Source organism: Mesorhizobium sp. WSM3879 (genome assembly GCF_002294915.1).
Classification (GTDB): Bacteria; Pseudomonadota; Alphaproteobacteria; order Rhizobiales; family Rhizobiaceae; genus Mesorhizobium.
Map to the genome: position 1 here is coordinate 184,078 of NZ_NSFZ01000001.1, position 15,135 is coordinate 199,212.

14 protein-coding genes are annotated in these 15,135 nt (G+C 64.8%); 11 read left to right on the forward strand and 3 right to left on the reverse strand.

The genetic code is table 11. From position 1 onward, the window contains the following. Positions 1-77: 77 nt before the first annotated feature. Complete coding sequence (locus CK218_RS00955; RefSeq protein WP_095781256.1) at positions 78-1,757, forward strand: formate--tetrahydrofolate ligase; 1,680 nt, start codon at positions 78-80, stop codon at positions 1,755-1,757. 174 nt (positions 1,758-1,931) lie between these two features. Here the strand turns inward: CK218_RS00955 and CK218_RS00960 are convergent, their stop codons facing one another. Next, positions 1,932-2,573, reverse strand: a complete 642-nt coding sequence (locus tag CK218_RS00960) for a cysteine hydrolase family protein (RefSeq protein WP_095826590.1) — start codon at positions 2,571-2,573, stop codon at positions 1,932-1,934. Between the two features lie 128 nt (positions 2,574-2,701). Here CK218_RS00960 and CK218_RS00965 point away from each other — a divergent pair, with 128 nt between their 5' ends. Beyond that, on the forward strand, positions 2,702-3,685 hold the full coding sequence (locus CK218_RS00965; protein ID WP_095826591.1) for a helix-turn-helix domain-containing protein: 984 nt from the start codon (positions 2,702-2,704) through the stop codon (positions 3,683-3,685). Here CK218_RS00965 and CK218_RS00970 read toward each other — a convergent pair. Further along, complete coding sequence (locus CK218_RS00970) at positions 3,672-4,229, reverse strand: sugar O-acetyltransferase (RefSeq protein WP_095826592.1); 558 nt, start codon at positions 4,227-4,229, stop codon at positions 3,672-3,674. The genes CK218_RS00965 and CK218_RS00970 overlap by 14 nt on opposite strands. Before the next feature lie 133 nt (positions 4,230-4,362). Between CK218_RS00970 and CK218_RS00975 the strand changes: the two genes are divergently transcribed. The 5 genes from CK218_RS00975 to CK218_RS00995 all read left to right on the forward strand — a co-directional run bounded on the left by CK218_RS00975 (position 4,363) and on the right by CK218_RS00995 (position 10,784). Continuing rightward, on the forward strand, positions 4,363-4,824 hold the full coding sequence (locus tag CK218_RS00975) for a DUF4126 domain-containing protein (protein WP_095826849.1): 462 nt from the start codon (positions 4,363-4,365) through the stop codon (positions 4,822-4,824). Then, positions 4,821-6,197, forward strand: coding sequence for an FAD-containing oxidoreductase (locus CK218_RS00980; protein ID WP_095826593.1), 1,377 nt, complete (start codon positions 4,821-4,823; stop codon positions 6,195-6,197). Before CK218_RS00975 ends, CK218_RS00980 begins: the two co-directional genes overlap by 4 nt. 153 nt (positions 6,198-6,350) lie before the next feature. Beyond that, complete coding sequence (locus CK218_RS00985) at positions 6,351-7,406, forward strand: succinylglutamate desuccinylase/aspartoacylase family protein (RefSeq protein ID WP_095826594.1); 1,056 nt, start codon at positions 6,351-6,353, stop codon at positions 7,404-7,406. Between the two features lie 235 nt (positions 7,407-7,641). After that, the gene (locus CK218_RS00990; protein ID WP_095826595.1) at positions 7,642-9,831 is read left to right on the forward strand and encodes an anthranilate synthase; all 2,190 of its coding nucleotides are present in this window, start codon (positions 7,642-7,644) and stop codon (positions 9,829-9,831) included. A gap of 5 nt (positions 9,832-9,836) precedes the next feature. Further along, complete coding sequence (locus CK218_RS00995) at positions 9,837-10,784, forward strand: cation diffusion facilitator family transporter (protein WP_095801702.1); 948 nt, start codon at positions 9,837-9,839, stop codon at positions 10,782-10,784. A 262-nt stretch (positions 10,785-11,046) separates the two neighbouring features. On the opposite strand, the gene CK218_RS01000 is transcribed toward CK218_RS00995, so the two are convergent. Then, complete coding sequence (locus tag CK218_RS01000) at positions 11,047-12,129, reverse strand: hypothetical protein (RefSeq protein ID WP_095826596.1); 1,083 nt, start codon at positions 12,127-12,129, stop codon at positions 11,047-11,049. A gap of 107 nt (positions 12,130-12,236) precedes the next feature. Between CK218_RS01000 and CK218_RS01005 the strand changes: the two genes are divergently transcribed. From CK218_RS01005 to CK218_RS01020, 4 genes are all read left to right on the forward strand, one after another. Then, positions 12,237-12,671 carry a DsrE family protein gene (locus CK218_RS01005; protein ID WP_066994212.1) on the forward strand — a complete coding sequence of 145 codons (435 nt, stop codon included), beginning with the start codon at positions 12,237-12,239 and terminating at the stop codon, positions 12,669-12,671. A gap of 83 nt (positions 12,672-12,754) precedes the next feature. Then, positions 12,755-13,540 carry an SDR family oxidoreductase gene (locus CK218_RS01010; protein ID WP_082980440.1) on the forward strand — a complete coding sequence of 262 codons (786 nt, stop codon included), beginning with the start codon at positions 12,755-12,757 and terminating at the stop codon, positions 13,538-13,540. Positions 13,541-13,592: 52 nt separating this feature from the next. Next, complete coding sequence (locus CK218_RS01015; RefSeq protein WP_095826597.1) at positions 13,593-13,904, forward strand: putative quinol monooxygenase; 312 nt, start codon at positions 13,593-13,595, stop codon at positions 13,902-13,904. A 76-nt stretch (positions 13,905-13,980) separates the two neighbouring features. Continuing rightward, positions 13,981-15,084 (forward strand): AbrB family transcriptional regulator, encoded by a 1,104-nt coding sequence (locus CK218_RS01020; RefSeq protein WP_095826598.1) that lies wholly within the window; start codon positions 13,981-13,983, stop codon positions 15,082-15,084. Positions 15,085-15,135 lie beyond the last annotated feature (51 nt).

The window sequence follows — 15,135 nt, forward strand, 5'->3', positions numbered from 1 at the left end:
CCGTCTCACACTTTTCCTGGAATTGCTGTAGTGATCGAACCCCTCCCCTCCACCGCCCAATCCAGAGGAAAGCCGTCATGGCCGAAGTGAAGTCCGACATCGAGATCGCGCGCGCCGCCAGGAAGAAACCGATCCAGGAGATCGGCGCCAAGATCGGCATCCCTTACGAGCACCTGCTGCCCTATGGCCACGACAAGGCGAAGGTCTCGGCCGAATTCATCAAATCGGTGCGGGGCAACAAGGACGGCAAGCTGATCCTCGTCACCGCCATCAACCCGACGCCTGCCGGCGAAGGCAAGACGACCACCACGGTCGGCCTCGGCGACGGCCTCAACCGCATCGGCAAGAAGGCGATCGTGTGCATCCGCGAAGCCTCGCTCGGCCCGAACTTCGGCATGAAGGGTGGCGCCGCCGGCGGCGGCCTGGCCCAGGTGGTGCCGATGGACGATATGAACCTCCACTTCACCGGCGACTTCCACGCCATCACCACGGCCCACAACCTGCTTTCGGCGCTGATCGACAACCACATCTACTGGGGCAACGAGCTCGGCATCGATACCCGTCGCGTCGCCTGGCGCCGCGTCATGGACATGAACGACCGGGCGCTGCGCGAGATCATCTGCTCGCTGGGCGGCGTCGCCAACGGCTTCCCCCGTGAGGCCGGCTTCGACATCACCGTCGCTTCGGAAGTCATGGCGATCCTGTGCCTTGCCACCGACCTCAAGGATCTCGAGAAACGCCTCGGCGACATCATCGTAGCCTACCGCCGCGACAAGTCGCCGGTCTATGCCCGCGACCTCAAGGCCGACGGCGCCATGGCCGTGCTTTTGAAGGACGCCATCCAGCCCAACCTGGTGCAGACGCTGGAGAACAACCCGGCCTTCGTGCATGGCGGCCCGTTCGCCAACATCGCGCATGGCTGCAACTCGGTCGTCGCCACCACGACGGCGCTGAAGCTTGCCGACTACGTCGTGACCGAAGCCGGCTTCGGCGCCGACCTGGGAGCCGAAAAATTCTTCGACATCAAGTGCCGCAAGGCCGGGCTCCAGCCGGCGGCCGCCGTGATCGTCGCCACCGTGCGCGCCATGAAGATGAATGGCGGCATCAAGAAGGAAGATCTCGGCAAGGAAAACATCGAAGCGGTCAAGAAGGGCTGCCTCAACCTCGGCCGTCACATCGAGAACGTGAAGCAGTTCGGCGTGCCGGCGGTTGTGGCGATCAACCACTTCACCACCGACACCGACGCCGAAATCCAGGCGATGAAGGATTTCGTCAAGGCGCAGGGCGCCGAGGCGATCCTGTGCAAGCACTGGGCTCAAGGCTCAGCCGGCATCGAGGACCTGGCGAAGAAGGTCGTCGAGATCGCCGAATCCGGCGCTTCGCAGTTCTCGCCGCTTTACCCGGACGAGATGCCGCTGTTCGAGAAGGTCAACACCATCGTCAAGCGCATCTATCGCGGCGACGAGGCGATCGCCGACAAGTCGATCCGCGACCAGTTGCATGCGTGGGAACAGGCAGGCTACGGCAATCTGCCGGTCTGCATGGCCAAGACCCAGTACTCCTTCTCGACCGACCCGAACCTGCGCGGCGCGCCGACGGGCCATACCGTGCCGGTGCGCGAGGTCAGGCTCTCGGCCGGCGCCGGCTTCGTCGTCATCATCTGCGGCGAGATCATGACCATGCCCGGCCTGCCCAAGTCGCCCTCCTCGGAGAAGATCTTCCTCAATGAGCAGGGCCAGATCGAGGGCCTGTTCTAGGCAGGGTTGGGAGCTGAAACGACCAAGGGCGCCGCACTGCTGCGGCGCCCTTTTTCTTTCGGAGTTGGTGCGGCTAGAGCAGTTCCAGGAAAAGTGTGAGCGGTTTTCCGTCCGGAATTGCGTCAAAAACAAAAAGCCAGAGCATTTCGCCGTTTCCGTGAAACGGTGAATGCTTTAGGCAGCGTTCCGCTTCAGCGCCCGCTGGTTCGACGCATAGATCGTGTCGCGCTCCGGCAGGGCGCCGGTCTTCAGGCAATCGATCCATTCGGCGGTCTTGAGCACCGCGGCGAAGCGCGACTGCAGCACCACGCTCACCACGCGATGGATGTCTTCGGCAGACGCGTAGCCGGCGCTGTTGGCGTAGGGAACCGAGCCGCTGGCATCCGAGAGGAACTCGACGGCAAAGCCCATATGCACCGCATGGATGATGGTCGACAGGTCGCAATTATGCGTCATGTAGCCGACGACCGCGATCGTATCGATGTGGTTGGCGCGTAGCCAGTTCTCGAGGTCGGTGCCTGTGAAGGCGGAGGGCAGCGTCTTCTCGACATAGTGGTCGCGGGCGCGCCCGGCGATCTCGGGATGCAGTTCGCCGCCATGGCTGCCCTTGGCGAAGATCGGCGAAGTCTCCGGCGCCATCTGCTTCACGACAACGACCTTGATGCCGGCAGCAGTGGCGGCGTCCATGGCGCGCGCCACGTTGGCGACGCTGTCGGCGAAGGGCGGATGCCGGATGGCGAGATTGCCGCCATTGTAGTCGTTCTGGACATCGACGACGACGAGTGCGCGGCGTGGCTGGGTGGCTGGTGCTGACATGGCGGTTCCTTTCGAGCGGGTTGATAGGTGGCGAAGCTAGGCCGAACATCTATTCCCAGAAAGTGGCCCAATTGACATTATTCGAAAGAATTGGGACACTCTTTTGCCGTAACCTGGTGATGTCTGCCATGCGCAATCCGATCGTCGCCGTCGTCGCATTCGACGGCATCAGCCCGTTCCACCTTTCCGTGCCTTGCCTGGTCTTCGGCGCGGACCGCACCAAGCTCGGCCTGCCGCGCTTCGATTTCCGCGTCTGCGCGGCGGAGCTAGGACCTATCCATACCGATGCCGGTTTGAGCATTTCGGTCCCGCACGATCTTTCGGCGCTCGACCAGGCCGACATCGTCATCATCCCAAGCTGGAAAGATCTCGATGCTCCTCTGGCCGCGCCGCTCAAGCATGCGCTCGAACGGGCACATAAGCGCGGCGCGCTGATCGTCGGCCTCTGCCTCGGCACCTTCGCCATCGCCGCCGCCGGACTGCTGGCGGGACGCAAGGCCACCACGCATTGGGCCTATACCGACCAGTTGCAGACGCTGCACCCCGACATCGCCGTCGACGCCGATGTGCTCTATGTCGATGAAGGCGACATCGTCACCTCGGCCGGCGTCGCCGCCGGGCTGGACTGCTGCCTGCACATTGTGCGCGCCCGCTACGGCGCCGAGGCCGCGCTTCGGCTCGCCCGCCACGTCGTGCTGTCGCCGCACCGGCAGGGCGGACAGGCTCAGTTCATCGAGCGCCCGCTTGCACCGACGCCGAACGCCGACCGGTTCACAAAGGCACTTGACGGGGTGCGGGCAACGCTTGGCGAAGCTCACACCCTGGACAGCGTCGCCGAATCAGCTGGCCTCACCCGCCGCACCTTCACGCGTCGCTTCCAGAAGACGACCGGCACCAGCTTCGGTAACTGGCTGGCCGAACAGCGCGTGGCGCTGGCGCAGAGGCTGCTGGAACAGACCGACAAGTCGATGGACATGGTGGCCTTCGAGGCCGGCTTCGGCAGCGCCACGTCGCTGCGCCAGCATTTCGCGGCGCGGCTCAGAACCTCCCCGATGCAGTACCGGCGCGAATTCTCGAAGGGCGGCGCACAGGTCGCCATCAGCAGCGTGTAACCACCCGCGCCGGGTTGCCGACCACGGTCGCATTGGCAGGCACGTCGCGCGTCACCACCGCGCCGGCGCCGACGATGGCGCCTTCGCCGATGCTGACGCCGGCGAGGATCACCGCGCTGCCGCCGATCCACGCGTTGTCGCCGATCGTCACCGATTTGGCGATCTCCAATCCGGCCAGCCGCCCGGCGGCCTCGCGGTGATGCTCGGCGCAATAGATCTGCACATTGGGGCCAAGCAGCGTCCTCCTGCCGATCTTCACCGGAGCGGTATCGAGAATGGTGCAACCGGCGTTCAGGAAGGCGCCCTCGCCGAGGAACAGGTTGAAGCCGTAAGCGCAGTGGAACGGCGCCTCGATGCGCGCGCCCTCGCCTGCGCCGCCGAGCAGCGCTTGCAGGGCCGCGCCGATGCCGCCGCGCTGCCGGGGCGGCATGCTGTTGTGCTCGAACACCGCATCGCGGGCGGCCACGCGCAGCGCTTCCAACTCCGGATCGATGCAGCTGTACCATTCACCCGCCGCCATCTTCATGCGTTCGCTTGTCGTCATGGCCGCTCCTCCGTTCCCGTCCTGCTGCCAAAGCACAATCCGCCCGACCGGAAAAGCCCGTGGCCAAACGCCAGGTCTATGCTAGCTTGCCATCCGCCGAACCGTGCGGAGCTTCGAATTTGAGGGGATGATGATGCTCTACATTCTGGCATTGCTGATTGGCGTCGTCGCCGGCCTTCGCGCCATGACCGCGCCGGCCGCCGTCGCCTGGGGTTCGTATCTCGGCTGGCTCCCGGTCGCCGGCACTTGGGCAAGCTTCATGGGCCACTGGATCGCGGTCGGCATCTTCACCGTCCTGGCGATCGTCGAACTCGTCACCGACCAGTTGCCGTCGACGCCGAGCCGCAAGGTGCCGCAGCAGTTCGGCGCGCGCATCGTCACGGGCGCCTTCTGCGGCGCGGTGATCGGCGCCACGGTCGGCGCCACCATCGGCGGCCTCATCGCCGGCGCGATCGGCGCGGTGATCGGCACGCTGGGCGGCGCGGAAGCACGCGCCAGGATGGCTGCCGCCTTCGGCAAGGATTCGCCCGCCGCCTTCATCGAGGACGCGGTGGCGATCATCGGCGGCCTGCTGATCGTGGCGGCGGTCGCATGAGCGCGAAAAACTTCGACGCCATCGTCATCGGCGCCGGCCAGGCCGGCCCTTCGCTCGCCGGCCGGCTCGACGCCGCCGGCATGAGCGTTGCGCTGATCGAGCGCAAGCTTATTGGCGGAACCTGCGTCAACACCGGCTGCATGCCGACCAAGGCGATGGTGGCGAGCGCCTACGCCGCGCATCTTGCCCGCCGCGCCGCCGACTATGGCGTCGCGCTCTCCGGTCCGGTCGGGGTCGACTATCAAAGAATCAAGGCACGCAAGGACAAGGTGACCAACGACGCCCGCGGCAATCTCGAAAGCTGGATCGCGGGGATGAAGGGCTGCACGCTTTATCGCGGCCATGCCAGCTTCGAATCCGCTAATACAGTGCGCGTCGGCGACGACCTGCTGACCGCGCCAAAAATCTTCCTCAACACCGGCGGCCGCGCCTCCGTGCCAGACCTGCCCGGCGTCAACGACGTCCCCTATCTCACCAACTCCTCGATGATGGATCTCGATGTGCTGCCCAGCCATCTGGTCGTCGTCGGCGGCAGCTATATCTCGCTCGAATTCGCCCAGATGTTCCGCCGTTTCGGCTCCGAGGTCACGGTGATAGAGAAAGCGCCGCGGCTGACGGGCCGTGAGGACGAGGACGTCTCGGCCGCGATCCAGTCCATCCTCGAAAACGAAGGCATCACCGTCCATGTCGGCGCGGAGGACATCGGCTTTGCCAGGCAGGGCAACGGTATCGCCGTGACCTTCTCTGCCGGCAAGCCGCCGGCGGTCGGCTCGCATGTGCTGCTGGCGCTCGGCCGCGTTCCCAACACCGATGACCTCGGCCTCGACAAGGCCGGCGTCGAGGTCGACAAGCGCGGCTACATCGTCGTCGACGACCAGTTGCGCACCAATGTGCCCGGCATTTGGGCCATGGGCGACTGCAACGGCAAGGGCGCCTTCACCCACACCTCCTACAACGACTACGAGATCGTCGCCGCCAATCTGCTCGACAACGATCCGCGCAAGGTCAGCGACCGCATCGAGGCCTATGCGCTCTACATCGATCCGCCGCTCGGCCGCTGCGGCATGACCGAGACCGCTGTCAAGAAATCCGGCCGCCGCGCGCTTGTCGGCCAGCGGCCGATGACCCGTGTCGGCCGCGCCGTCGAAAAGGGCGAGACGCAAGGCTTCATGAAGATCCTGGCCGACGCCGACACCGGCGAGATCCTCGGCTGTTCGGTGCTCGGACCGGGCGGCGACGAGGCGATCCACTCTGTGCTCGACCTGATGTATGCCAAGGCGCCGATCTCGACGCTGGCGCGCGCCATGCACATCCACCCCAACGTCTCGGAGCTTCTGCCGACCATCGCCCAGGACTTGAAGCCGCTGGCGTAACGGCAGATCGCCGCTCCACGTCGGGGCTTCTCGATCTTGGCAAACAGTGCTCAAGGCGTCCGACGGTCGGCTTGCGCCTATCGCGCGGGCGGACTGGACCACTGACACCCTGGCCGTAACCATGCATGTCTGGCCACCCACCGGAGGAACCCCATGCAAAAGACCATCGAGCGCATCGCAGGCGACAGCGAAGGCGTTGCTTATGAGTTCCCAGTTTTCCGCTTCGAGGGCACGGACAAGTCGGCGCCCTCGGTCTATCTGCAGGCGGCGCTTCATGCCGGAGAATTGCCGGGTGTCGTCGCCATCGACGCGCTGATGCCGATGCTTGCCAAGGCGGAAGCGGAATGCCGCATTAGAGGCGCCATCACGTTGGTGCCCTGGGCCAATCCAATCGGTCGGGCGCAATACCATTTCGGCGAGCACCAGGGCCGCTTCAATCTCGGTACCCGCACCAACTTCAACCGTGCCTTCCCGCTGCTTGCCGCGCCGGACGCCAGGCTTTTAGCGGATGTCAACCTCGGCGGCGCCGACCGCCGGCTGAAGAAGCGGCTCGTCGAACTCTCGCTCGGCAACGACATCGTGCTCGATCTCCACTGCGACGATGAAGGCCTTGCCTATCTCTACATTCACACCAGCCTGTGGCCGCATATGGCCGACTGCGCGGCTGCGATGGGCATCGATGCCGTCTTGCTGTGGAGCGAGGACAGTAGCGGCACCTTCGAGGGCGCCTCGATCATGCCGTATCAAAATGTGCCTGCGAGCGTCGCGCGCTTCGACCGACGCGTCGTCACCACGGTCGAATATCGCGGCATGCTGGATGTCGACAGCAGCTTGGCCGCCTCCGATGCCGCGGGCCTCTACCGCTTGCTGGTGACGCGCGGCGTCATCCGGGACCCTTCCGTCCCGAAGGCGAGCAGCTTCTCCGGCGCCGTCGTACCGCTGGAAAACATCGAGATGATGCCTTCGCCCAAGGCCGGCGCCATCCTTTACGACGTCAAGCCCGGCGACCGCGTCAACAAGGGCGACCGGCTGGCGACGATCGTCCATGCGCCCGGCGAAGCCGGCGGCCGCGCCGAGGTGTTCGCGCCCCAGTCGGGCTTCATCCTGACCCGTCGTTCGCGCCGCATCATCCGGGCCGGCGAGGATCTTTTGAAGCTTGCCGGCGACAAGAGGAGCGCCGACGCGCGCTCCGGCACGCTGGAGGACTGACGGGCCGGCTTTACCGTTCGCGTGAAATCCAGTTGCGCGGGCCGTCATTCGCCGCTATGGGAGTCGCCATGAACATGCGTTCGAACAAGACCGTTTGGTGGTGGGCTCGCTGACAGCGGCCGGTTCGAACGCGCATGCGTGAAAATGAGGGTGGCCGCAGCGGAATGTCCGGGCGGCCATTTGTTTTTCCAAGCCATTCCCGGGTCCGTTGCCCAAAACGCTGGTGGAGACGGCAATGACGACTACAGTTCTGGACAACGGGGCGGAGCGCTTCGTCACCGCGGGCGGGGTGACGATCACCCGAGAACGCCATGACCAGCCTTATGAAGGCGCGATCGACGCCTATGTCGACGGCCTGAATTCGCGCCGCGGCGCGGTGTTTTCCTCGAACTACGAATATCCGGGCCGCTACACGCGCTGGGACACGGCCATCATCGATCCGCCGCTGGTGATCTCGGCGCGCGGCCGCGCCATGCGGATCGAGGCGCTCAACCAGCGCGGCGAAGTGCTGCTGCCGGTGATCGGCAAGGCGCTTGGCGAGCTGAGCGAGGTGGCGATTGCCGAGAGCTCGAAAAAGCTGATCCGCCTCGATGTCGCCAAGCCCGGCCGCGTCTTCACCGAGGAAGAGCGCAGCCGCGTGCCGTCCGTCTTCACGGTGCTGCGCGCCATCACGGCTTTGTTCAAGACTGCCGAGGACGCCAATCTCGGCCTTTACGGCGCCTTCGGCTACGATCTCGCCTTCCAGTTCGACCCGGTCGACTACAAGCTCGAGCGTAAGCAGAGCCAGCGCGACCTGGTGCTGTTCCTGCCCGACGAGATCCTCGTCGTCGACCACTATTCGACCAAGGCCTGGGCCGACCGCTACGACTATTCCGGCGAAGGGTTTTCCACGGAAGGCTTGGTGCGCGATGCTCATGTCGAGCCGTTCAGGACCGCCGACCGTATCCCGCCGCGCGGCGATCACGAACCCGGCGAATATGCCAATTTGGTGCGCCGGGCGATGGAGAGCTTCAAGCGCGGCGACCTGTTCGAGGTTGTGCCTGGACAGATGTTCTACGAGCGCTGCGAGACCCAGCCCTCCGAGATTTCCCGCAAGCTGAAGTCGATCAACCCCTCACCTTATTCCTTCTTCATCAATCTCGGCGAAAACGAGTACCTGATCGGCGCCTCGCCGGAGATGTTCGTGCGCGTCAACGGCCGTCGGGTCGAGACCTGCCCGATCTCCGGCACCATCAAGCGCGGCGACGACGCCATCTCCGACAGCGAGCAGATCCTCAAGCTGCTCAACTCCAAGAAGGACGAGTCCGAGCTCACCATGTGCTCGGACGTCGACCGCAACGACAAGTCGCGCGTCTGCGAGCCGGGCTCGGTGCGCGTCATCGGCCGCCGCCAGATCGAGATGTATTCGCGCCTGATCCACACCGTCGATCACATCGAGGGACGGCTGCGCGAAGGCATGGACGCCTTCGACGCCTTCCTGTCGCACGCCTGGGCGGTCACCGTCACCGGCGCGCCGAAGCTGTGGGCCATGCGCTTCATCGAGCAGAACGAAAAGAGCCCGCGCGCCTGGTATGGCGGGGCGATCGGCATGGTCAATTTCAACGGCGACATGAACACCGGGCTGACGCTGCGCACCATCCGCATCAAGGACGGTATCGCCGAAGTGCGCGCCGGCGCCACATTGCTTTTCGACAGCGTTCCTGAGGAAGAAGAAGCCGAAACCGAACTGAAGGCATCCGCCATGCTCTCCGCCATACGCGACGCCAAGACCGGCAACGCCGCAGGCACCGAACGCACCACCGCGCGCGTCGGCGACGGCGTCAACATCCTGCTCGTCGACCACGAGGACTCGTTCGTCCACACGCTGGCCAACTACTTCCGCCAGACCGGCGCCACTGTTTCCACCGTGCGCACGCCGGTGCCGGAAGAGGTGTTCGAGCGGCTGAAGCCCGATCTCGTCGTGCTCTCCCCCGGCCCGGGTACGCCGAAGGATTTCGATTGCGCCGCGACCATCAGACGAGCGCGCGCCCGCGACCTGCCGGTCTTCGGCGTCTGTCTCGGCCTGCAGGCGCTGGCCGAAGCCTATGGCGGCGAGTTGCGGCAGTTGCACATTCCGATGCACGGCAAGCCCTCGCGCATCCGCGTCTCGAAGCCGGGCATCATCTTCTCGGGGCTGCCCAAGGAAGTGACCGTCGGCCGCTATCATTCGATCTTCGCCGATCCGGTGCGCCTGCCCGAAGGTTTCGTGGTGACGGCCGAGACCGAGGACGGCGTCATCATGGCCTTCGAGCACCGCAAGGAGCCGATCGCCGCCGTTCAGTTCCACCCGGAATCGATCATGACGCTCGGCCACAATGCCGGCATGCGCATCATCGAGAACATCGTTGCGCATCTGCCGCGCAAGGCCAAGGAAAAGGCTGCCTAGCAACGATGGCCGCGGTGGAAGACACGGCGACGGCGGCCGCAAGAGCCGCCGCGAAGCGCAAGATCGCCAGCCTCGCTTTCTGGTCGATCGTCATCGCCTTCCTGGTGATGGGGCTGAAATTCGTTGCCTGGCAGATGACCGGCTCCGTGGCCCTCTATTCCGATGCTTTGGAATCCATCGTCAACGTCATCACTTCAGCAGCCGCTCTCTGGGCGATCCGCATCAGCCATAAGCCGGCCGATAGCGACCATCCCTTCGGCCATCACAAGGCCGAGTATTTTTCTGCTGTGCTCGAGGGTGTTCTGATTGTCGTTGCGGCGCTGCTGATCATCGCCAAGGTGTGGCAATCGCTGCAGAATCCCGCGTCGCTCGAACAGCCCTGGCAGGGCTTGGCGATCAATGCCGGCGCGGCGCTCGTCAATGCCGTCTGGGCATTCGTGCTGATCCGCAACGGCCGCAGCGAACGATCGCCGGCCCTGGTCGCCGACGGCCAGCACATCATGACCGACGTGCTTACCTCGGTCGGCGTCATCGTGGGCCTTGTCGCCGCGGTGATGACTGGATGGCATATCCTCGACCCGCTGCTTGCGCTTCTTGTTGCGCTGAACATTCTCTATCAGGGCTGGAAGCTTACCGGAGAGTCGCTGAGCGGACTGATGGATCGTGCCGTCGACACCCAGGAGCACATGCAGATCCGCGATATCATCTCGGCCAATTCGAAGGGTGCGCTGGAGGTGCATGACCTGAAAACCCGCATCGCCGGGCGAGCGACCTTCATCGAGTTCCACCTCGTCGTCGACGCCGACATGACGGTCGGCGCCAGCCATGTCATTTGCGACCGCATCGAGGACGCGCTGAAGGCCGAGATCCCCTCGGTGCGCGTCACCATCCATGTCGAGCCGGACGACGAGGCGAAGCTGCCGAAAGGCACAACGGCGGTGCCTTTCGCCTGAAGCGATTTCCAGGCACGCCTTGGAAAATTGGCCGGGCCTCCGCGGTGTCGTCATCCCTGGACGAAGCAGGAGCGAAGCTCCATCGCCGAGACCCCTGGGATCCATGCCGTTGCCTTGGCCGAAGCATGCAGCGAAGCAGAATTCTGCACCGTTTCAACGCCTTAGCATAACGGCATGGATCCTATGGCTGCGCCGCGTCGCTCTCTCCTTGCTCCGCATAGGATGACGAAGCGCCACACTTTAGAGTGACGAAGTGGCACACTCACGGCGTGCAGGCCGACTGCGGCATCGGATTGAGCCTGTACACCTTGTCGTCGGACGTGGTCTTGCCGCCCGCGATCTTCGAGCAGAGGTCGACGATGGCGAGCGCATTGTTGGGGTTGGCCAGTAGCATCGTGCCGCTGGCGCCGCGCTTGAGAAAAACCTCCTTTTGCGAAATGTCGCAGGCAAAGTCGCTCATCTTGGAGCTGGCCGAGCAGCGCCACTGATCGGCCCCGCCCTGGCAGGAATAGGTCTGCGTGACCTTGGCCTCTTTCTGCCTGGTCGTCACCGAGATGGCGATGTCGGCGCCGTCTGGCCAGTTGGCGGCATCGCCACCGGCGGCGAAGGAAGCAAGCTCGATCGGCCCGCGGAAGACGCGGATCGACTGCGTCATCTGGTCCGGATGGGATTTCAGATGCGCGTCATCATAGTCGCGGCCGTAGCAGAAGGGCTGGTCCGGCTTCAGCCGCTCGCGCAGCGGAGCCCCGAGCGCCGGATCGACCGGATCGATGCGCGCGAACTCCGCCTTGCAGGTGTCGGCCGGCATCGGATCGAGACGGAAATTATCGTCTTCGCTGCCCAGCGCCTGCTCGTTGTATTTCGCCTTGCCGAGATCCTCCTCCGCGCCGGCGTCGAGATAGACGTCACGCTGCACGTTGGAGAGGATCAGCCGGCCCTTGTCGTCGACTTTCAGCGAGACGAGCGTGCGGTCGCATTCCATGCCGCAGCGAATGCCGCTCGCCTTGTCGCTCGGATCCTCCTTGTTGCACCAGCCAGCCGCCCATTCCGGCTTCTTGGCGCCGCGCACCGTGGTGGTGAGAAAGCCGTTATAGGCAGCGTCGGACATCGAGCTCGGCTCCTCGTTCGGCCGGCTGACCGGATCGTGGCCATGGTAGAAGAAGATGCGCGCCACCTTCTGGTGCGGATGCGCCTTGAGATGGGCGGCATCATAGACCCGGCCGAAGCAGACGTCGGCGCCGTTCGGGCTGAGTTCGGTCAGCTTGGGGGCATCATCTGCGAGCGCCGCGCCGGCAAAGAACAGCGCGGCACCCAGCACCGCACCTGCCACCATCCTCGACGTCATGTGATCCTCTCCTCGCACCGACAGGACGTGATTGCGATTCATGCTAGTCTAGGCACGAAGGCTGGGCCACGCAAACTTGCGAGGGCCGCCGGATCGAGGAGGATGCGATGCTGCGGCGTGACGTTTTCCGCGCCGGTCTTGCCGGAGTGGGCGGTTTTTTCGGTCTGCGACAGGCGAGCGCCGCCGCCGCCGAAGACAGGCTGAAGGTCGCCTACCATCTCAGCGACGCCGACAAGGTCAACTTCGTCCTCGGCAACATCAAGAACCACTATGAGGGCACCGGCGGCAATGTCGAGGTCGTGCTGGTCGTGCACGGGCCGGCGCTTGCGGCCTTCAAGGCAAAGAGCGCTTCCGGAGCGACCTCCAGCCGCTTTGCCGGCCTCGTCCAGCAGGGACTTGTTCCGCAGGCCTGCGGCAACACAATGCATGGCATGGACATCGCACTGACCGACCTGCTTGCCGGCTTCCAGGTCGCGGAGAAGGGCGGGGTGGTCAAGCTCGCGGAGCTGCAGCGCCAGGGCTATGTCTATCTGCGGCCATGAATTCGCGCCCTGATCTTGCCTTGACTTGAACACCTGGCCGGGAAGCGTCTACCAATTGCCAGCGCAATCCTGGAGATATCGACGTGCCAACTGACCCGACCACGCTTGTCATTCCCGATCTTGCCGGCAAGGCGGTGCTGGTCACCGGCGCGTCGACCGGGATAGGAGCAGCCCTCGCCCTCGCCTATGCCCGGCAGAAATGCCGCGTTGCGCTGCATTACAATTCAAGCCGGGAAGCCGCCGAAGAGGTCGCCAAAACCATCCGCGACGACGGCGGCGAGGTGTTCTTGACGCAGGGCGATTTTTCGGTTCCCGCCGACGTCGAGCGTGTGGTCGAGGAGAGCGCTGAACATTTCGGCCGGCTCGACGGGCTGGTCAACAATGCCGGCGGCATGCTCGGCCGCGTTGCCTATGCCGACCAGACCGAGGCGCATTACGATGCGGTGATGGATCTCAACGCGCGCTCGGTGCTGACGGCCTCGCGCAGAGCGATCCCATGGCTGAAGCGCCAGGGCGGCTTCATCATCAACACCACCTCGATCGCCGCCCGCAACGGCGCCGGCGGCGGCGCCGGCCTCTATGGCTCGTCCAAGGCCTTCGTCTCCAACGTGACGCGCGGCATGGCCAAGGAGTTGATCGGCTTCGGCATCCGCGTCAACGCCGTGGCGCCCGGCACCATCCTGACCCCGTTCCACGAGCGCTATTCCACCGCCGAGCAGATGAAGGGCATGGTCGCCACCATTCCGCAGGGTCGCGCCGGAACGGCCGAAGATTGTGTCGGCGCTTACCTGTTCCTGTCTTCCGACCGCTTGAGCGGCTACATCATCGGCCAGGTGATCGAGGTCAATGGTGGCCAGTTGATGCCGTGAGCTGGCGATTGCATACTCAGCTCAGCGTGCAACCTGGAGGGAGAGGAAGGGAATGTTCGGACTGATCGGCAAGATGCGGGCGGCACGCGGCCAGCGCGATGCAGTCATGGACGTGCTGCGTGAGACGACCGGTGCCCTGCCCGGCTGCCTGAGCTACATCATCGCCACCGATCCGGCCGATGCCGACGCGATCTGGGTCACCGAAGTGTGGACCGATCAGGCAAGCCATAAGGCGTCCCTGCAATTGCCTGAAGTCCAGGCGGCAATCGGCAAGGCGCGTCCTTTCATCGCCGGCTTCGAATTCCAGGTCGAGACCCATCCTGTCGGCGGCTTCGGCCTTCCGGCCTCCGAGAAGGGCAGCTGAGCACGAGACCGGCGCGAACGGCACTTCCGCGGGAAAATGGGTTCGCATTTGTCCGTGCCCGGGCTAAGAGCCGGATATGGACTCTTCATCAGAAGGACCGTCACTGGAGCAACCGTCTGTTCAACGCATGACGCGATTGCGCCCGCTGCAGCAGTGGCTGGCGCTGGTGGTGCTCTCGCTGCTCTTTGCCGGCGCGCTGGAATTGGCCGCCTTGCCTGCGGCGCTGCTGATCGGCCCGATGCTTGCCGCGATCCTGGCCGGCACCAACGGCGCCACGGTGCGCGTACCCCGCGCGCTGTTCGGTTCCGCTCAGGCCGTGGTCGGCTGCCTGGTGGCGAATTCGATCTCGGTCGACATATTTCCGGTCTTCTACGCCGAATGGGCGCTCTTCTTCGGAACGGTGGTGGCGACGCTCACCGCCTCCAGCCTGCTAGGCTGGCTGATCAGTCGCTGGCGCATCCTGCCAGGCACCACGGCGGTCTGGGGTTCCTCGCCGGGCGCCGCCACCGCCATGGTGCTGATGGCCGGCGCCTTCGGTGCCGACCAGCGCCTCGTCGCCTTCATGCAATATCTGCGCGTCATCTTCGTTTCGGTGACGGCGGCGCTCGTCGCCAAGATGTGGGTCGACACGTCGGGCGTCGAAGTGCCGCCCATCATCTGGTTTCCGCCGATCGATCCATTGGCCTTTGGCGCCACCCTTGGCATCGCGGTCGTCGGCGGCCTGCTCGGCAAGCTGCTCAGACTGCCCTCGCCCTTCTTCCTTGGCACCTTCATCTTTGGCGCGGTAATCCATCTCGGCTTCAGCGTGCCGATGCAATTGCCGCCTTGGCTGCTGGCCGTCAGCTACGCCATGGTCGGCTGGTCGATCGGGCTGAACTTCACCCGGCCGATCCTGCGCCACGCGGCACGCGCCCTGCCGCAGATCATCGCCTCGATCGTAGCGCTGATCGCCTTCTGCGGCGGCATGGCTTTCGTCATCAGCCGCGTGCTCGGCATCGATCCGCTGACCGCCTATCTGGCGACCAGCCCCGGCGGCATGGACAGCGTCGCCATCATCGCCGCCGCCGCGCAGAACGTCGACATCTCCTTCGTCATGGCGCTGCAATCGGCCCGTTTCCTCGTCGTGCTGCTTGTTGGGCCAAGCGTCGCCAAGCTTGTGGCGCGAAACGTCAGGGACTGATCCGCGCTAACCAAGTGCATGGAGAAGCAGAGGAATTGGCCATGAACCGTC